Source organism: Advenella kashmirensis W13003 (assembly GCF_000506985.1).
GTDB classification, from domain to species: Bacteria; Pseudomonadota; Gammaproteobacteria; order Burkholderiales; family Burkholderiaceae_B; genus Advenella; species Advenella kashmirensis_A.
Map to the genome: position 1 here is coordinate 683,325 of NZ_KI650979.1, position 16,174 is coordinate 699,498.

The 16,174-nt window shown below is 56.6% G+C and carries 11 protein-coding genes and 1 pseudogene; 4 read left to right on the forward strand and 8 right to left on the reverse strand.

Features of this window, described 5'->3' with window-relative positions:
* Positions 1 to 7: 7 nt before the first annotated feature.
* The gene (locus W822_RS27325; RefSeq protein WP_024003718.1) at positions 8 to 1,336 is read right to left on the reverse strand and encodes an MFS transporter; all 1,329 of its coding nucleotides are present in this window, start codon (positions 1,334 to 1,336) and stop codon (positions 8 to 10) included.
* Between the two features lie 194 nt (positions 1,337 to 1,530).
* Positions 1,531 to 3,132: pseudogene (locus W822_RS27330) on the reverse strand (GMC family oxidoreductase); the annotation flags it as partial.
* Positions 3,133 to 3,332: 200 nt separating this feature from the next.
* Between W822_RS27330 and W822_RS27335 the strand changes: the two are divergent.
* Together W822_RS27335 and W822_RS27340 are read left to right on the forward strand one after the other, a co-directional pair.
* Positions 3,333 to 4,178, forward strand: coding sequence for an IclR family transcriptional regulator (locus W822_RS27335; protein WP_024003720.1), 846 nt, complete (start codon positions 3,333 to 3,335; stop codon positions 4,176 to 4,178).
* Between the two features lie 22 nt (positions 4,179 to 4,200).
* The gene (locus tag W822_RS27340; protein ID WP_024003721.1) at positions 4,201 to 5,175 is read left to right on the forward strand and encodes a Bug family tripartite tricarboxylate transporter substrate binding protein; all 975 of its coding nucleotides are present in this window, start codon (positions 4,201 to 4,203) and stop codon (positions 5,173 to 5,175) included.
* Between the two features lie 95 nt (positions 5,176 to 5,270).
* Here the strand turns inward: W822_RS27340 and W822_RS27345 are convergent, their stop codons facing one another.
* Positions 5,271 to 6,233, reverse strand: a complete 963-nt coding sequence (locus W822_RS27345) for a CobW family GTP-binding protein (protein ID WP_024003722.1) — start codon at positions 6,231 to 6,233, stop codon at positions 5,271 to 5,273.
* Entirely contained in the window at positions 6,230 to 7,909 is a 1,680-nt protein-coding gene (locus W822_RS27350) for an amidohydrolase (protein WP_024003723.1), read from the reverse strand. Before W822_RS27350 ends, W822_RS27345 begins: the two co-directional genes overlap by 4 nt.
* 191 nt (positions 7,910 to 8,100) lie before the next feature.
* Here W822_RS27350 and xsc point away from each other — a divergent pair, with 191 nt between their 5' ends.
* Complete coding sequence (gene xsc / locus W822_RS27355) at positions 8,101 to 9,924, forward strand: sulfoacetaldehyde acetyltransferase (RefSeq protein WP_024003724.1); 1,824 nt, start codon at positions 8,101 to 8,103, stop codon at positions 9,922 to 9,924.
* A 27-nt stretch (positions 9,925 to 9,951) separates the two neighbouring features.
* A complete protein-coding gene (pta, locus tag W822_RS27360) occupies positions 9,952 to 11,004 on the forward strand; it encodes a phosphate acetyltransferase (RefSeq protein ID WP_024003725.1) in 1,053 nt (350 codons plus the stop codon).
* Here pta and W822_RS27365 read toward each other — a convergent pair.
* From W822_RS27365 to W822_RS27380, 4 genes are all read right to left on the reverse strand, one after another.
* Complete coding sequence (locus tag W822_RS27365; RefSeq protein WP_024003726.1) at positions 10,978 to 12,687, reverse strand: cobaltochelatase CobT-related protein; 1,710 nt, start codon at positions 12,685 to 12,687, stop codon at positions 10,978 to 10,980. The genes pta and W822_RS27365 overlap by 27 nt on opposite strands.
* On the reverse strand, positions 12,684 to 13,664 hold the full coding sequence (locus W822_RS27370) for an AAA family ATPase (protein WP_024003727.1): 981 nt from the start codon (positions 13,662 to 13,664) through the stop codon (positions 12,684 to 12,686). The genes W822_RS27365 and W822_RS27370 overlap by 4 nt, the downstream gene beginning before the upstream one ends.
* A 53-nt stretch (positions 13,665 to 13,717) precedes the next feature.
* The gene (locus tag W822_RS27375; RefSeq protein WP_024003728.1) at positions 13,718 to 14,515 is read right to left on the reverse strand and encodes an IclR family transcriptional regulator; all 798 of its coding nucleotides are present in this window, start codon (positions 14,513 to 14,515) and stop codon (positions 13,718 to 13,720) included.
* Positions 14,516 to 14,576: 61 nt separating this feature from the next.
* Positions 14,577 to 16,145, reverse strand: coding sequence for a MocR-like pyridoxine biosynthesis transcription factor PdxR (locus W822_RS27380; protein WP_081724270.1), 1,569 nt, complete (start codon positions 16,143 to 16,145; stop codon positions 14,577 to 14,579).
* Between the last annotated feature and the right edge of the window lie 29 nt (positions 16,146 to 16,174).

Genomic DNA, 16,174 nt, shown 5'->3' on the forward strand with positions numbered 1-16,174 from the left:
TGCCCGCTCAGCGCACAACCGCAGCAGGGGTTTGCACGCGTTTGGCGCCGACATTAACGTTATCGGTACCCACAGCGCGGATTGACGCGGCGCTGATCGCCGAGATAATGCCCACAACGACCGTATACGCCACAACCAGCCAGGGCTGGCCATTGTTCTCGCGCAAAAGCGCAGTGGCAACCAAAGGCGTAATGCCCGAGGCGAAAATCCCCGAGAACTGATACACGAATGAAATACCCGTATAACGCACACGTGTGTCAAACAACTCACAAAACAGCGCTGCCTCAGGGCCATACACCATCGCATACAGGATGCCGAATGGAATCACGATGGACAGCCATACAACGAACACATTATCGGAAAAATGCGTCATGAGCCAGAAAGCAGGGATAGCGGAAAAACCGGTGATGAGTGATCCCCAGAAATAGGTACGGGTGCGTCCGAGCCGGTCAGACATGGCGCCGAAGTAGGGAATGAAAAAACACATCACAATCGCGGAAATCATCACGCCCGTCAGCGCATCGGTACGCGAGATGTTCAGGTTTTTGGTCAGGTAGCTGATAATAAACACGCCGAAGATATTAAAGAACACGCCATCGATATACCGTGCCCCCATGCCTTTGATGATGTTCATCGGATAATTTTTTATCATTTCCACAAAGGGAATTTTGCTTTCCGCATTCTTCGCCTTGATCTGCGCAAACTCGGGGCTTTCCTTCACGGCAAGGCGGATATACATGCCCACGAACACTAGCAGCGAAGATAGCAGGAATGCGATGCGCCAGCCCCAGCTTAGAAACTGCGCATCAGTGAGCGTCCATGACAGCAGCGCGACAACGCCCGAAGCCAGGCACAGCCCCAATGACAGGCCGATTTGCGGCAAGGACGCATAAAGCCCTTTTTTGGCGGGTGGCGCATACTCGTAGGTCATCAGGACCGCGCCGCCCCACTCGCCCCCAAGGCCAATACCCTGCAACACGCGGAAAAACAGCAACAGGCCGGGTGCCCATAGACCAATGCTCTGATAGGAAGGAATCAGTCCAATGGCGACTGTGGAAGCGCCCATAATCATCAACGTCATGATAAGCGCACTTTTGCGTCCGACCTTGTCACCCAGATGACCGAAAATAATGCCGCCCAGCGGCCTGGCCAGAAATCCGACAGCAAAGGTGGCGTAGGCCAGCAGTGTACCAATGTAGGGGTCTTCACCCGGAAAGTACAGCTGGTTGAACACCAGCCCGGCAATCACGCCATACAGAAAAAAATCGTACCATTCGATTGTCGCGCCCACCAGCGAGGCGGCCACGACCCTGCGCAATCCTTTTTCATCACTCATTCCTGTCTCCCAGTATTTGTATTGATTGGTTTTCAACTGCCATTGCGACCGGTCTATGTCATTTGCAATGCACCGGATTCATTGCAGGCTTGTGCCTGGTTTTGCTGCAAGCGGGCCGCGACGGCATGCTCGTGGGCCGGGCTCTCTGCATTTGCCGCAGCCGCCGTTGAAACAATCGACCCGTCTTCGGTCCCGGCCTCTTCAAGCGCGAAGGCCGCTGCCCGCTCCGCAATCATGATGACCGGCACGTTGGTGTTGCCCGATACCAGCGTGGGCATGATGGAAGCATCGACTACGCGCAACCCCTGCACACCATATACACGCAAACGATGATCAACCACGGCCATGGGATCGTCCTCCTGCCCCATCTTTGCAGTACCCGATGGGTGGAAAATCGTCGCCCCGTTCTCGCGGCAGAAATGCAGAATGTCGTCGTCCGTCTGCACGTCGCGACCCGGTTTGATTTCGCCTTTCATCAGCGATTGCATGGGTTGCGCATCCGCAAGCCCTCTGGTCAGGCGCACGCCTGCAATGGCGGTGCGGCGATCCCGTTCCGTGTCCAGATAATTGGGCTGCATCGCCGGCGCCTCGAACGGATCGGTCGATCGTATTCTCAGATGACCGCGTGACTCGGGGCGTAACTGGCATACCGAGAACGTGCAGCCTGAGAAGTCATGGACTTTGCCGCCCGCCATATCGGCAGACAAGGTGCCAAAGTGGAACTGCACATCAGGGCGCGGGTCCGTGTCCGATAGCGCATTGCAGAAGATCGCTCCCTGATTGATCCCGATAGCCAGCGGTCCGCCACGCAGTAGCGCCCATTGCAGTCCCATTTTGGCTTTGCCGGTCCAGCTGCGCAAAAGATCATTGGTGGTAATAGGCTTGCTGACCTCATAGATCAGGCGAAACTGCAGATGATCCTGAAGGTTTTCGCCGACCCCCTTGAGTTCATGCACAACAGGTATATTGAACTGCTTGAGTAAAGACGCGTTACCCACGCCCGACAACTGCAATAATTGCGGCGACTGCAAGGCCCCCGCGCACAGGATCACTTCACGGCGGGCATTGATGGTCTTGATTTTTCCATGCTGGCGATACTGAATCGCCGACGCCTTTGTCCCCCGGAACAGGACCCGCATCGCCTGCGCTTCAGTTTCGATACGCAAATTGGGACGATGCCTTGCCGGATTCAAATAGGCCACGGCACTGGAGCAACGCCGACCGTTGCGTGTCGTCAATTGATAATATCCAGCGCCACGCTGATCACCCGTATTGAAATCCTTGCTGGTCGGCACACCCAGGCTGTTGGCCGCACCGATCAATGCATCCACCAGTTCGTGGCGGGTCGGAATCGAGGTCGCATTCAACGGGCCGTCCGTACCGTGGGTCGGGCCGGGCCCAAGATCATTGTTTTCCAGTTTGCGAAAATAGGGCAGGCAGTCTTCCCAACCCCACCCCGGATTACCCAGCTGAGCCCAATGGTCGTAATCTTCTTTCTGGCCCCGGATATAAATCAGGCCATTGATGGAGCTGCTGCCGCCCAGCGTCTTACCGCGTGGCCAGTAGATCCGTCGATCCAGCATATTGTGATCGGGATCCGTATAAAACCCCCAGTTCAGGCGCGGGTTGAACATGGTTTTTCCATAACCGATAGGAATATGAATCCACATATTGCGATCGGCCGGCCCTGCTTCGAGCAGGCACACCGAATACTTGCCGTTCTCGCTGAGCCGGCTGGCCATCACACAACCTGCCGAACCGCCTCCCACCACAACAAAATCTGCATAATCATCCATCGTCTGTCCACCTGCCTGTTTTTTATCTGATCGACACAGTGTGCGTTTGCGGACGGATTATTTTTTAGGGGTATACACCAATGATTTCAGTTTTGAAACAATAACCGCCCAATTCATTTCATTTAACGGAATGAATGATTTCAAATTATTGGATATTTAATATTTTTTATTCCACAATAAAACCATCGAGAGAGATTGACATGACCAACACGGATTCAAAACATCTTCGTATTCTGACTGTGATCGAGCATCTGGCCTGCGCCAGTTATCCTTTGTCGCTGGCGCAGATCGCCCAGCGCACGCAGCTTCCCAAAGCCAGCGTCTTGCGGCTTTTGCAGCAGTTGCAGGACGCCGCCTATGTCACACGCCTGCCCGAAGATCGTGGCTATGTGCTGGGCGCTCGCTCTCATCAAACCGCGCTGTCGGTACTCAGTTCCACGCACTTTGATCGCATGTGCCGCTTGCTGCTGGGCAAACTGGTGGCGGCCGTCGGCGAAACCTGCAATCTGACCGCGCTCATCGACAGCCAGGTGCATTACCTGGCACGTGTCGAACCGCAAAGCGACATGCGGCTGCAACTGCACCTGAGAACCGGCGCGCATGTGCCTTTGCATTGCACCGCCAGCGGCAAGCTGTTTCTGGCCATGCTGCCTGAAGTGCATCGCAGTCGCCTGCTGGAACAGTTGCCATTGCCGGCCATGACACCCAAAACCATTACAGACAGAACCCGCCTTGCGCACGAACTGGCGCTTATTGCCCAACAGAAAATCGGCACGGACAACGAAGAGTTCGTCAAAGGCATGGTTGCCATTGCCGTGCCTGTTCAGGATGACAGAGGCCGGGTCATTGCCGCAGTCGCTTGCCACGCGCCTACCGCTACCCATTCGTTTTCAGATCTTTTTGGTTTCTCCAATCTCATGAAAGAGACAGCCGTCGCGCTCGGGCACGTGCTGGCTGGCAGTGCCAGGACCGGCGCGATGCAGGCGCCGGACGCCATGTCGGACCCGCCCGGGTCCATCCACGACTCAGTTGCGCCCGGCAACTGAACATAACCTCTTAGGTGATGCCATGATTATTCGTTCAACCTTGCGTGTTCTGATGCTGTCTGCTGTCGCATGTACCCTCGGCATAACCTCTGCCGCCCAGGCACAAACCGAGACCATAAAAATTGTAGTCGGTTATCCGGCAGGCGGGATTCTGGATGCACTGGCTCGCGCCGTTGCAGAGGATTACCGAAAAACAGGCGGTGGCCAGGCCTATGTCGAAAACAAACCTGGCGCCTCCACCATGATGGCCGCAACGGAAGTGGCCCGGGCCAAGCCCGATGGACGTACGGTTCTGCTGTCGCACTCCATGCCGTTTACCAGTTATCCCTATACCTACGCCAAACTGAATTATTCACCGGCAGACCTGGTGCCCGTTGCCAACCTGGCGAACGTGCCGATTGTGATGTCGACCGGCAGCGTGCAGCCCTATAAAAATATCCAGGAATATATGGAGGCCGTGAAAAAAGACCCTGCAGTGGGTGCCGTGGGACTGGCCGGCCTGGGCGGCCCCACGCATTTCGGGGTATTGCAGATGGCCAAGCATCACAACATCAAGCTTGAACCGGCGTCCTACTCCGGCGGCCCCCAACTGGTCAATGACGAAATGGGCGGACACGTACCTCTGGGCGTGGACGCCGCGGGCGCGCAAATGGAATTATATCGGGCTGGAAAAATCCGTTTCCTGGGGCTGGCAGGCACGCAGCCGGTCAGCTTTCTACCAGGCGTCAAGACCCTTCATGAACAGGGTGTCCAGGGATTTGAAAATGTGAAGATATGGTATGGCGCCTATGTTCCAAAAGGCACCCCGCCAGAGGTCATCGCCCGCCTGGAAAAATCATTTATTGCCATTGCAAAGAATCCGACGCTTCGCAAAAACTTCGAGAAACTGGGCCTGGAACTGACCGGTGAATCGGCCGCCAGCATGCAAACATTGCTGGATGAAGAAAACCGGATCTGGGCGCCGATCATCAAGGAGTCGGGGTTCAAGGCCAATTGACGGGATCAGCCTGTCCGGTCTGATTGCGGCGGCAGGCAGCCGGCGAAGTTAAGAACTTTGTAAATTCGCCTGCCAGCCGATCGTCTGAGCTTGCCCTACTTCAGCAACGCAAGCTCAAGCGCCTCCGCCAACGGAGCCTGGGCAAAGTCAGGGGTGCCGACAAAGATCAGCGAACTGCCTGCATACCGCTGATTGGATACGTCCAGTGTCAGTACGTGCCCTCGCACATAGTGCAAGACGCAAATTCGCTTATCCGGCCCGACATGCACTATGCCCTTTGCCCGCAAGACCGATTCGTGCAAGCCGGCAAAGATGTCCCTCAGTCTCTGCTCGTCGAAAGCACCGGCGTTTTCAAAACAATACGATTGAAATACAGGCGACGACTCAAAGTGCTCGCTACCGTTCGGCCGCCCCATTGTCCACGACGATGACATTCGTGATGTCGGCGCCTCAGACGTTTGCACCGGCGGCGCAAGTAAAACCTCCCAATCATACCGGCCCCTGCTGCCCGCAAAAACCGGTACCCCTGGGGCCATGTCATGCAGCCACGACAGCACTTCGGCGCCATGTGCGGTGTCAACCAAATCGGTTTTATTGAGCAGAATCACATGAGCACCGACGATCTGCCTTTTCACCATATCGCCCACATACCGGTCTTCGCGCTGCGACAGGACCGATGCCGCGTCCACAACGGTAATCACCGACTGCAGTGCGAACCCCTGGCCCAGTGCGCCGATCTGCGCAATTTTCCGTGGATCACTTACCCCACTGCCTTCAATGACCAGACCGTCCAGGCAGTCGCCTCGCTTTTCAATCGCCATGAGCGCATTCATCAATTCGCCGCCCATCGAGCAGCACACGCAGCCATTGCGCAACGACACAACACCATCGCCACTGACCGATTCAATCAGGGTTGCATCGACGTTGACGGCGCCGAAATCGTTGACCAGGACCATCAGTCGCAGCCCGTGGGGTGCCTGTAACAGATAATTGAGAACCGTGGTTTTACCCGCTCCCAGAAACCCGCCCAGTACGGTGAGCGCGATCGGTTGTTTCATGCGTCGTTTTGCGGGCACGGAAAGACCCGACCGCCCAATACGGTACCCCAGACCGGAATATCCTTGAGGTTGATCGGATCCACCGCCAGCGGATCTTGCTCCAGAATCGCAAAATCAGCCTGCTTGCCGGTTTCAATGCTGCCGATATGGTCATCCAGTTTGAGCGTATAGGCCGCACCCAGCGTCATCGCGTGCAAGGCCTGCTGCACCGTGATCCGGTTTTCTTCGCCCAGCACCCGTCCCGATGCTGTCATACGGTTAACCGCGCACCAGGCCGTGAAGAGGGGCGCAATGGGCGTCACCGGCGCATCCGAATGCAGGGAAATCGGCACGCCCGCCGCCAGAGCCGTCGCCGCCGCATTCAGGCGGCAGGCGCGCTCGGGGCCCATCGTCATCTCGTAATGAGCATCTCCCCAATAATATAGATGGTTGGCGAACAGATTGGCACATACGCCCAGGGCAGCCATGCGCCGGAACTGGGCCGTGCTGGCCATCTGGCAGTGCTGCAGCGTGTGCCGGTGATCCCGGCGCGGCGTCTGCGCCAGAACGGCCTCCAGCGCATCCAGCGCCACCTCGGTCGCTTCGTCCCCATTGGTATGGATATGCACCGTCAGACCCGCATCGTGATAGGTCTGGATCAATCCCTGCAGTTGCTGTGGCGGAATAACCCAAATGCCGTTCTCTTGTGCGCCGGCTGGCGGCCTGTAGTAATGCGGCCAGCGCAATCTGGCGGTAAAACCCTGGATAGAACCATCCACAATCAGTTTCACAATGCCAAACTGCAATTTGTCTGTGTTGCGCGCGATGCTGGGCAGAACCCGCTCCAGTCCCTTATTCTCGTTGTCACGCAAAGGGGCATAGGCCGGCACCAGTCGCAGCGGGAAAGTATCGCTTTCGGTAGTCTGTGCCAGGCTGGCCAATGTATCCGGGCTCAGGTCATTGACCAGGTCCGTTGCGGTCGTGACACCGGCCAGCTGTGCCACCCGGGCGAAATTCCAGATACCGTGCGTCGTTTGTCCTTCATCAAAAAACACATTGCCGATTTTCCGGAAAACCAGATACATGGCGGCAAATTCCTGCAGTTGACCGGTCAGTCGCCCCGACTCGTCGCATTCCACGCCGTCCACACCGGAATCCGGCGTGATGCCGGCCAGCTGCAACATGGCGCTATTTACATTCATCAAGTGAATACTGGCGTGCAGCACGACGACCGGCCGGGTTGCGGATACCCTGTCCAGGTGCTCCGTGGTAATGCGTTCGCCCTGAAAATAGATGGGATCGAACCCCCAGGCGCAGAGCGTTGCATTGGCGTCATCCATCCCCTGTTCCACCTGACGCAGCCGCTCCACCACAGCATCCAGTGTTTTCAGTCCTTCCCATAAACGACCATCGGGACCACGCCTGTCGTAGAACCCCACATACACGAAACTCCACATTCCACCTTCCAGCAGATGACTATGCCCTTCTATCAAGCCGGGGATGATGAATTTATCTGCAAAGCGATCGTCCAGTATCGCCTTCCCCCAACCCTGCAGAGAAGCCAGATCGCCTGCTCCCAGGATGCGCCCGTCACGAACGGCGACGTGGGTAGCGCGCGGTTGCGCTGGGTTCATAGTGATAATACTGCGCGCACGATAAATGCGTATTTCGGCCCGATCCGGTGTTGACTGCGACATGATTGTCCTCCTCCTTGAGTCCGATTATCTTACTATAGCGTCGCTTTTAATTCTATATTACGAGATTATTCATCTCGAATTTTAAAATATTGATTGACCCACATGACATTTCGCCTTTATGATTAACAAAAATCGGAATTATTCATACCGAATATTAATATTTACCCGAACAAAGTGAGGATACGTTAATCATGAACACGTCAACCGCCCAGCAATCCCCCCAGAAAGCGACTCAGCAAGCCGTCACTGGTGTGCAGAAAATGACACCGTCGGAGGCCTTTGTCGAAACCATGGTGTCCAATGGGGTCACCAATATTTTCGGCATCATGGGTTCTGCCTTTATGGACGCCATGGATATTTTTGCGCCCGCAGGCATCCGTCTGATCCCGGTCGTCCACGAACAGGGCGGCGCCCATATGGCGGACGGCTACGCGCGAGTCAGTGGCCGCCACGGTGTGGTCATTGGCCAGAACGGCCCCGGCATCAGCAACTGCGTGACCGCCATTGCCGCAGCATACTGGGCACACTCTCCTGTTGTAATGATCACGCCGGAAACCGGCACCATGGGCATGGGCCTGGGCGGGTTCCAAGAAGCAAACCAGTTGCCCATGTTCCAGGAATTCACCAAATATCAGGGACATGTCAACAATCCGAAACGCATGGCTGAATACACGGCCCGCTGCTTTGATCGTGCCCTCTCGGAAATCGGCCCAACCCAGTTGAATATTCCCCGCGATTATTTCTACGGTGAAATCGAAACCGAAATTCCAAAACCACAGCACCTGGATCGCGGTGCCGGCGGCGAAAAAAGCCTGAACGAAGCCGCAGAATTGCTGGCGACGGCCAAATTCCCGGTCATTCTGTCCGGCGGCGGCGTGGTCATGGCCGATGCCGTCGAAGAATGCAAGGCGTTGGCAGAACGGCTGGGCGCACCCGTCGTCAACAGCTACCTGCACAACGACTCCTTCCCCGCCAGCCATCCACTGTGGGCCGGTCCGCTGGGATACCAGGGCTCCAAGGCAGCCATGAAACTGATTGCCCAGGCCGATGTGGTCGTGGCGCTTGGCTCCCGTCTTGGCCCGTTCGGTACATTGCCGCAACACGGCATGGACTACTGGCCCAAGGAAGCCAAAATCATTCAGATCGATGCCGACAACAAAATGCTCGGCCTGGTCAAGAAAATTTCAGTCGGCATTTGCGGTGATGCGAAGGCTGCCGCTGTCGCCCTGCTGCAACGCCTGAACGATAAGAAGCTGGCATCGGATGCAACCAAAGAAGCACGTGCCAAGACCATTGCCGACGAAAAAGCCGCCTGGGAAAAAGAGCTGGACGACTGGACGCACGAGAAAGACGCCTACAGCCTGGACATGATCGAAGAGGCCAAAAAGGAAGGCGGCAAATATCTGCATCCGCGCCAGGTTCTGCGCGAACTGGAAAAAGCCATGCCTGAAGATGTCATGGTTTCTACCGACATCGGCAATATCAACTCCGTGGCCAACAGCTATCTGCGCTTCGAAAAACCACGCAGTTTCTTCGCCCCCATGAGTTTTGGCAACTGCGGTTACGCCCTGCCCACCATTATCGGCGCCAAAGTCGCCGCACCCGATCGTCCCGCCATCGCTTATGCGGGCGACGGTGCCTGGGGCATGAGCATGGTGGAAATCATGACTTGCGTGCGCCATGACATTCCGGTCACCGCCGTGGTCTTCCATAACCGCCAATGGGGTGCAGAAAAGAAAAACCAGGTGGACTTCTACAACCGTCGCTTCGTGGCCGGGGAACTGGACAACCAGAGCTTTGCTGCCATCGCCGAAGCCATGGGCGCGACCGGGTTTGTCGTGGACAAACTTGAAGACGTCGGGCCAACCCTGAAAAAAGCCGTGGACATGCAGATGAACGAAGGCAAAACATGCGTCATCGAGATTATGTGCACACGTGAACTGGGCGACCCGTTCCGTCGCGATGCGCTGTCCAAGCCCGTCCGTTTCCTGGACAAATACAAAGACTACGTCTAAGTCACGGGCAAAGCCGGGGAGCACATCATGAGCGTTCTGCAACGCATCGTCGACACCGCCAAAGCCGATCCGAAACGGATCGTGCTTTGCGAAGCGCAGGATCCGCGCGTGCTGGAAGCAGCCGTGCGGGCCCGACGGGATCAAATTGCAGACGTCATACTGATTGGCGATCCGGCGCGCAGTGCGCAGGTCGCCAGTCAGCATGGCATTGATCTGTCCGGTCTTGTCATCACCGATCCGGCAACCAGCCAGGCACGTGAACGGTACGCGCAGCAATTGTGCCGCCTGCGTGAAAAAAAGGGCATGACGCTGGAACAGGCACAACAGGCGACTGCCCAGCCCCTGTGCTTTGCCAATGTCATGCTGCAGATGGGAGACGCCGACGGTTCAGTTGCCGGCGCCGTACATACGACCGCAGATGTGGTGCGAACGGCGTTGCAGGTGGTAGGCGCCAAAGCCTCTGCCAGCAGCATTGTATCCAGTTTTTTCCTGATGATTTTCGAACACGAACATCATCCGACCAAGGGCGGGATGATCTTTTCCGATTGCGGTCTGGTGATTGATCCGGATGCAGAACAACTGGCGCGCATTGCCCTGGATTCGGCAAAAAGCGCCCAGGCGCTGCTGGGCGAGCCGCCCCGCATTGCCATGTTGTCTTTTTCTACCCTGGGCAGCGCCGAGCATGTCAACGTCACCAAGGTACAACAGGCCACGCGCCTGGCCAGGCAAGCCGCCCCGGAGTTGCTGATTGATGGCGAAATCCAGCTCGATGCAGCCATCATTCCGGCAATCGCTTCACGCAAGTTGAGCGATTCGCAAATTCACGGACAAGCCAATGTGCTGATTTTCCCGGATCTGAACGCGGGCAATATCGGCTATAAGCTGGCGGAACGACTGGGCGGCGCCATTGCCGTCGGACCCTTGCTGCAGGGCCTGAACAAGCCTGCCAATGATTTGTCGCGTGGCTGCAGCGCCGACGATATTTATAACGTGATTGCCGTCACCTGTGTACAGGCGCAACAACAGCAGAATTCTGCGCCAGCGCACGAAGCATTAGCGTCGGTGCCCGCCCGCCAGTAGCCTGGCAATTTCGTAAAAGACCGCCGGCGTGAGCGCCTGCTGCGGGTCGATAGCCAGGCTGCGCGCATAATACGCACTCAGATCCAGCCCCACCCCCAGCCCGACGACATCAATACCCTGCACCATAGTCTGGCGAACCACTTGCTGCAGATGGCTGGCCAGATAATAATCATCATTCACATACTGCGTCGCGCTGTCCATGGGACAGCCGTCGGATACCACAATAAGCGTGCGCCGCCTGGCAGATTGTTCAAGCAGGCGTTGCGAGGCCCACAATACGGCCTCGCCATCCACCCCTTCACGATACAAATCATTCTTGAGCAGCGCGGCAATATCCAGCCGCGCTCGCGACCAGCTGGTATCCGCCTGCTTAAACAGCAAGTGACATACCTCATTCAATCTTCCAGGATAGTCCGGTTTGCCCTGGCGCTGCCAGTCTTTCATCGCGCGACCGCCATTCCAGGCGCCCGTGGTGAAACCCAGCAATTCAGTCTGCACACCGGCCATGCCCAATGCCCTCAGCAGCGTATCGAGCAAAACCGACAGACGGCGTGCATGCACCCGCATGGATCCGGAACAGTCCAGCAGAATCGTGACCGCCTGATCGACGCGGTCAATGACCTGATCCTGGCGGAATATGCGCGTCTCGGCGGGACTGGCAACAAGCTGGCTTAATGTGCGCCCATCAAGAATGCCCTCTTCCTGGCCAAATACCCAGCCATCGTCCTGGGGAATACGGAAAATCCGGCGAAACAGTTTGGCCAGCTGCGCCACACCAATAGAGAGCGCAGCACGGTCTTCGTCCATTTGCCGGCGAAACTGTTTGAGTTCGGCGCGACGCACCCGCGTAGCAGCCAGTTCGACTCGATCATACCGGCGCGTAAAGACGCGATAGCTGGACTGATGCTGATCGAACACCCGGCTCTGCCCGGCAGGTGCGACGTCAAAACCTTCTTCCTGCTGCGCATCTGGTGTCAGCAACAGCGAAAACAGGGAACGATTGTCCCGCTCCCGTTTTTGTTCCCTGGCGTCCAGTGCTATTTCCGCGGCCAGATTTGCACTGATTTTTGCGGCGAGCTGCGCCGCCGTCCGGGCGTACGCCTGCTGATCCTCACGTTGGCGGCGCAGGGCGTATAACTCTGTGCCTATTTCACTTGCCATACCAGCGCGCGTCGCCTCCAGCAAATCCTGTTGTGCCTCGCTCAGCACACATCCGGTGACCCGGGACCACACAGTCAGCATTACGGTAAACAGTAAAATACCCAGGCTGGTCTCGATCAGGTCCGAATGCTCAAAACCCTGCGCCCAGGCGCGAAAGCGCGCCTGTACGTTGGCGCGCACGCCCGGCCACTCGGACGCCGCGGTGGCCTCCAGCCGGACCTGCTCGAAAAAATCATATAAAAGACGACCAATCTCGTCGTCCGGGCAGGACGCGTCGTAAATTGCCCTGTCAGAGGCAAGCAGACGCAACGCCAGGCCATCGGCCACTGCGCGGAAATCGTTGAACGTATGATTGCCGGTATCCAGACGCAGATGCGGCGCCAATACGGGGACGAGCGTATCGTCCAGATAGAGCCGGCCTTTTCTGAAATGCGCATCGGTGCGGCCGCTGATCGCCCGCAGCGCAGCGCCGCACAATTCGTCGGTATGCTGCTGGAAAAGGCTTTGCGCGATATCGTTCACGTGAGCAGCGTGCCCGCAAAGGCCTCGGGCAACTCTTGTTCAAAGCAGCGTTGATAATATTCAGCGATCAGTTCTTTTTCGGCATCATCACATTTGTTAAGAAATGACAAACGAAATGCAAGGCCGGTATCACCGAAAATCTGTCTGTTCTCTGCCCAGGTAATGACCGTTCTGGGCGACATGAGCACGGAAATGTCTCCCGCCTCGAATCCCTTGCGCGTCAGATTGGCCAGATCCACCATTTTGCGGATGGTTTCGCGCCCCTGCGCATTGTCCATTTGCGGCACTCTTGCCGCCGTAATCTGCACTTCGTCTTCAGGTTGCAGGTAGTTGAGGGCGGCGACAATATTCCAGCGATCCAGCTGGGCATGATTGAGCGACTGCGTGCCGTGATACAAGCCATTCAGATTGCCCAGGCCCAGCGTATTGGCAGTGGCAAACAAACGGAAATGGTCATGCGGCGCAATACTGCGGTTTTGATCCAGCAACATAAAATGGCCATTTCGTTCAAGAATACGCTGAATGACAAACATAACGTCGGGACGCCCGGCGTCGTACTCGTCAAATATCAGCGCCATGGGCTGCTGCAGTGCCCAGGGCAGAATGCCTTCCTGGAATTCAGTCACTTGCCGGCCTTCGCGCAAAACGATGGTATCTTTGCCGACCAGATCCAGGCGGCTGATGTGACCATCAAGATTGACCCTTACGCAAGGCCAGTTCAATCTGGCGGCCACCTGTTCAATATGCGTAGACTTGCCGGTGCCGTGCAAGCCCTGGATCAGCACCCGCCGATTCTGGACAAAACCGGCCAGGATGGCAAGCGTGACATCATGATTGAAATGATAGGCCGTATCAATATCCGGCACATGCTGTGTGGCCTCGCAAAACGCCGGTACGGTCAGGTCGGTATCCAGACCGAACACCTCCCGCACAGAGATGTCCTGCATGGGAGGGAGTGAAGGATGGCTGCTGGTCATGGAAATCTGTCTCCGTTGCCACACGCAGCGCGGCGGCGCTGCGAATGGACTGTTTACATTGCCGCGTTGGCTTTTTCGATATGCGCCAGGGAATCGGCTGCGCGACGCAGCACAGGCAGAAAATCCAGTGCCTTTTCCCGGGTAATGCGCATGACGGGCGACTGTGCCGCGATACCCATATTGGATTTGCCATTTTCCCCGGGCACCAGTACGGCGATACAAATCAGACCCGGCAAAAACTCTTCATTGTCCATGGCGTAACCCTGCCGGCGGACCTGTTCGATTTCCTTTTCGAGCGCGTCATAGCGGATCAGGGTATTCGGGGTATACTGTTCAAGCGGGGCCGCTTCCAGCAGGCGCCGGCATTGGGAGGGCGACATCTGCGCCAGAAAAAGCTTGCCGCTGGCCGAACAATGCAAGGGCACGCGTGAACCCGGATGCAGATAAAAGCGCAATGGCGCCACCGTTTCCACCCGATCCAGATACAGGACCTCGTTGCCGCTGCAGGCTGTGATATTGCAACTCTCGCCGATTTCTTCGACCAGGTGTCGCAACACGGCACGCCTTGAACCGTGAATGGTATTGTTCAGCAGCAATTTTTCCGCCATCTGGTGCAGGCGACGCCCAGTGCTGTATTGCCTGCCGTCCCCATCGCGGATGATCAGCCGGGCGCTTTCGAGCTGCTGCAGCATGCGGTGCAGCGTAGGCTTGGGAATGCCCAGCTCTTCGCTCAGGCTTTGCAACGAAAAATAGCTGTCCTTTTCGGCAATGACTTCCAGAAGGGCAAACAGCCGCAGGGTAGGCGTATTGCCTTCAACTCTTTCCGATTCGATCATATCCATGGATATCATCCTATTTCGCACTATTAATTCCGATTAATGAAATAAATTATATCAATAATCGGAATATCTATCAACGTTTTCTTGATAGTCCCGGAAAGTGCTGCGTGACCAGTTCTGCCAGTGTTTTAATGCCAATCGCAATTTTGGGCTCATCGATCGAGCCATATCCGAAACGGATATACCGCCGCGCGCTTTTTGAGGGCCTGCTGAAAAACACTTCGCCCGGCTCCAGGACAATCCCGTTTTGCAGCGCCACGGCAGTCAGTGCCGTCGTATCGATATGTTCAGGCGCCCTGACCCAGCAAAAAGACCCACCGGGAGAGGAGATGATCTGGAACGCTGGCAAATATTCCCGCAGGGCATCGCGCAAGGCGCGCTCACGCTGTCCGTAGATCTGTGACTGTCTGCGCAGAAACGACTGATAGTGCCCCAGAGACACAAACAGCGCGAAAGCCCGTTGCAAAAAAGAAGGCGCGTGCCGCAGCATCAGGCGTTTGAGCGCGCGCAATTCATCCATCAGCGGCTTGGGACCAACAATAAAGCCAAGCCGCAAGCCAGGCGCAAACGTTTTTGACAGGCTGCCCACATAAATAACGCGCCCGTTCTGGTCCAGGCTTTTGAGGGCGGGAAACGGTTTGTCGATAAAGCTGTTTTCAAACTCAAAATCATCTTCGATGATCACGGTATTGCAAATGCTCGCTGTCTCAAGAAGCGACTGGCGCCGCGCCATGGACATGGTGACACCGGTCGGGCATTGATGACTGGGCGTCACAAAGATCATATCCATTTCAGATGTGATCGCATCGACATCCACTCCCTCGTCGCCCACCGGCACCGGCACAACGTGGCGGGTACGGCTGGAAAAAATGTTCCGGGCATCGGGATACCCCGGCTCCTCCACGCCAACCCGGGTGCCGGGCCTGACCAGCAAATCGGCCAACAGGTAAAGGGCGTGCTGCGCGCCCACCGTCACCATGATTTCATCTTTGGTCGCTGAAAATCCGCGACGGGGCAACACCTGATTCTGGATGGCAGCAATAATCTCGGGATCATCCATCATGATCAGATCCTGCGCCCAGCTGCGAATATCAACGATCGACAGTGCCTTCATGCAGCATTCGCGCCATTCCGATGTCGGAAACAGCGCTGGATCAAACTGACCATATACAAACGGGTACGGCTGCGTCTGCCAGTTGGCCGGCTTGCGGATATTGCGTTGCTGACTGGGCCGCGCCTGGATGCGCTTGTGCCAGAAATCGGTCTCGTCATCGCCACTCGCGCTGGTCACGATATCGAGCATATTGCGTTGCTGGGCCGCCTGTCCGACGAAATGGCCGCTGCGATTGCGTGTAACCAGATAGCCTTCACTGACCAGTTCCTGATAGGCAAACACAACTGTGTTACGGGCCACTTTGAGTGTATCGGACATGAACCTGCTGGAAGGCACCGGCGAGTCTGGCGTCAAATGACCCTGTGTAATGGCGGCCACCAGCATCTGCCTGATTCGGCCCTGCAGGCCCAGGGATTCGCTGGTTTCGCGAAACAGTTTTTCCCACAGCAGCGCACTGAGCGCCGCCCGGCTGGGCGTGACCACGGCCTTGCCCGGACCCGGGTTAACTTGTGTTTTGTGATGACTCATTGCATTTTCTTGTAACGGGCCAGCCTTGT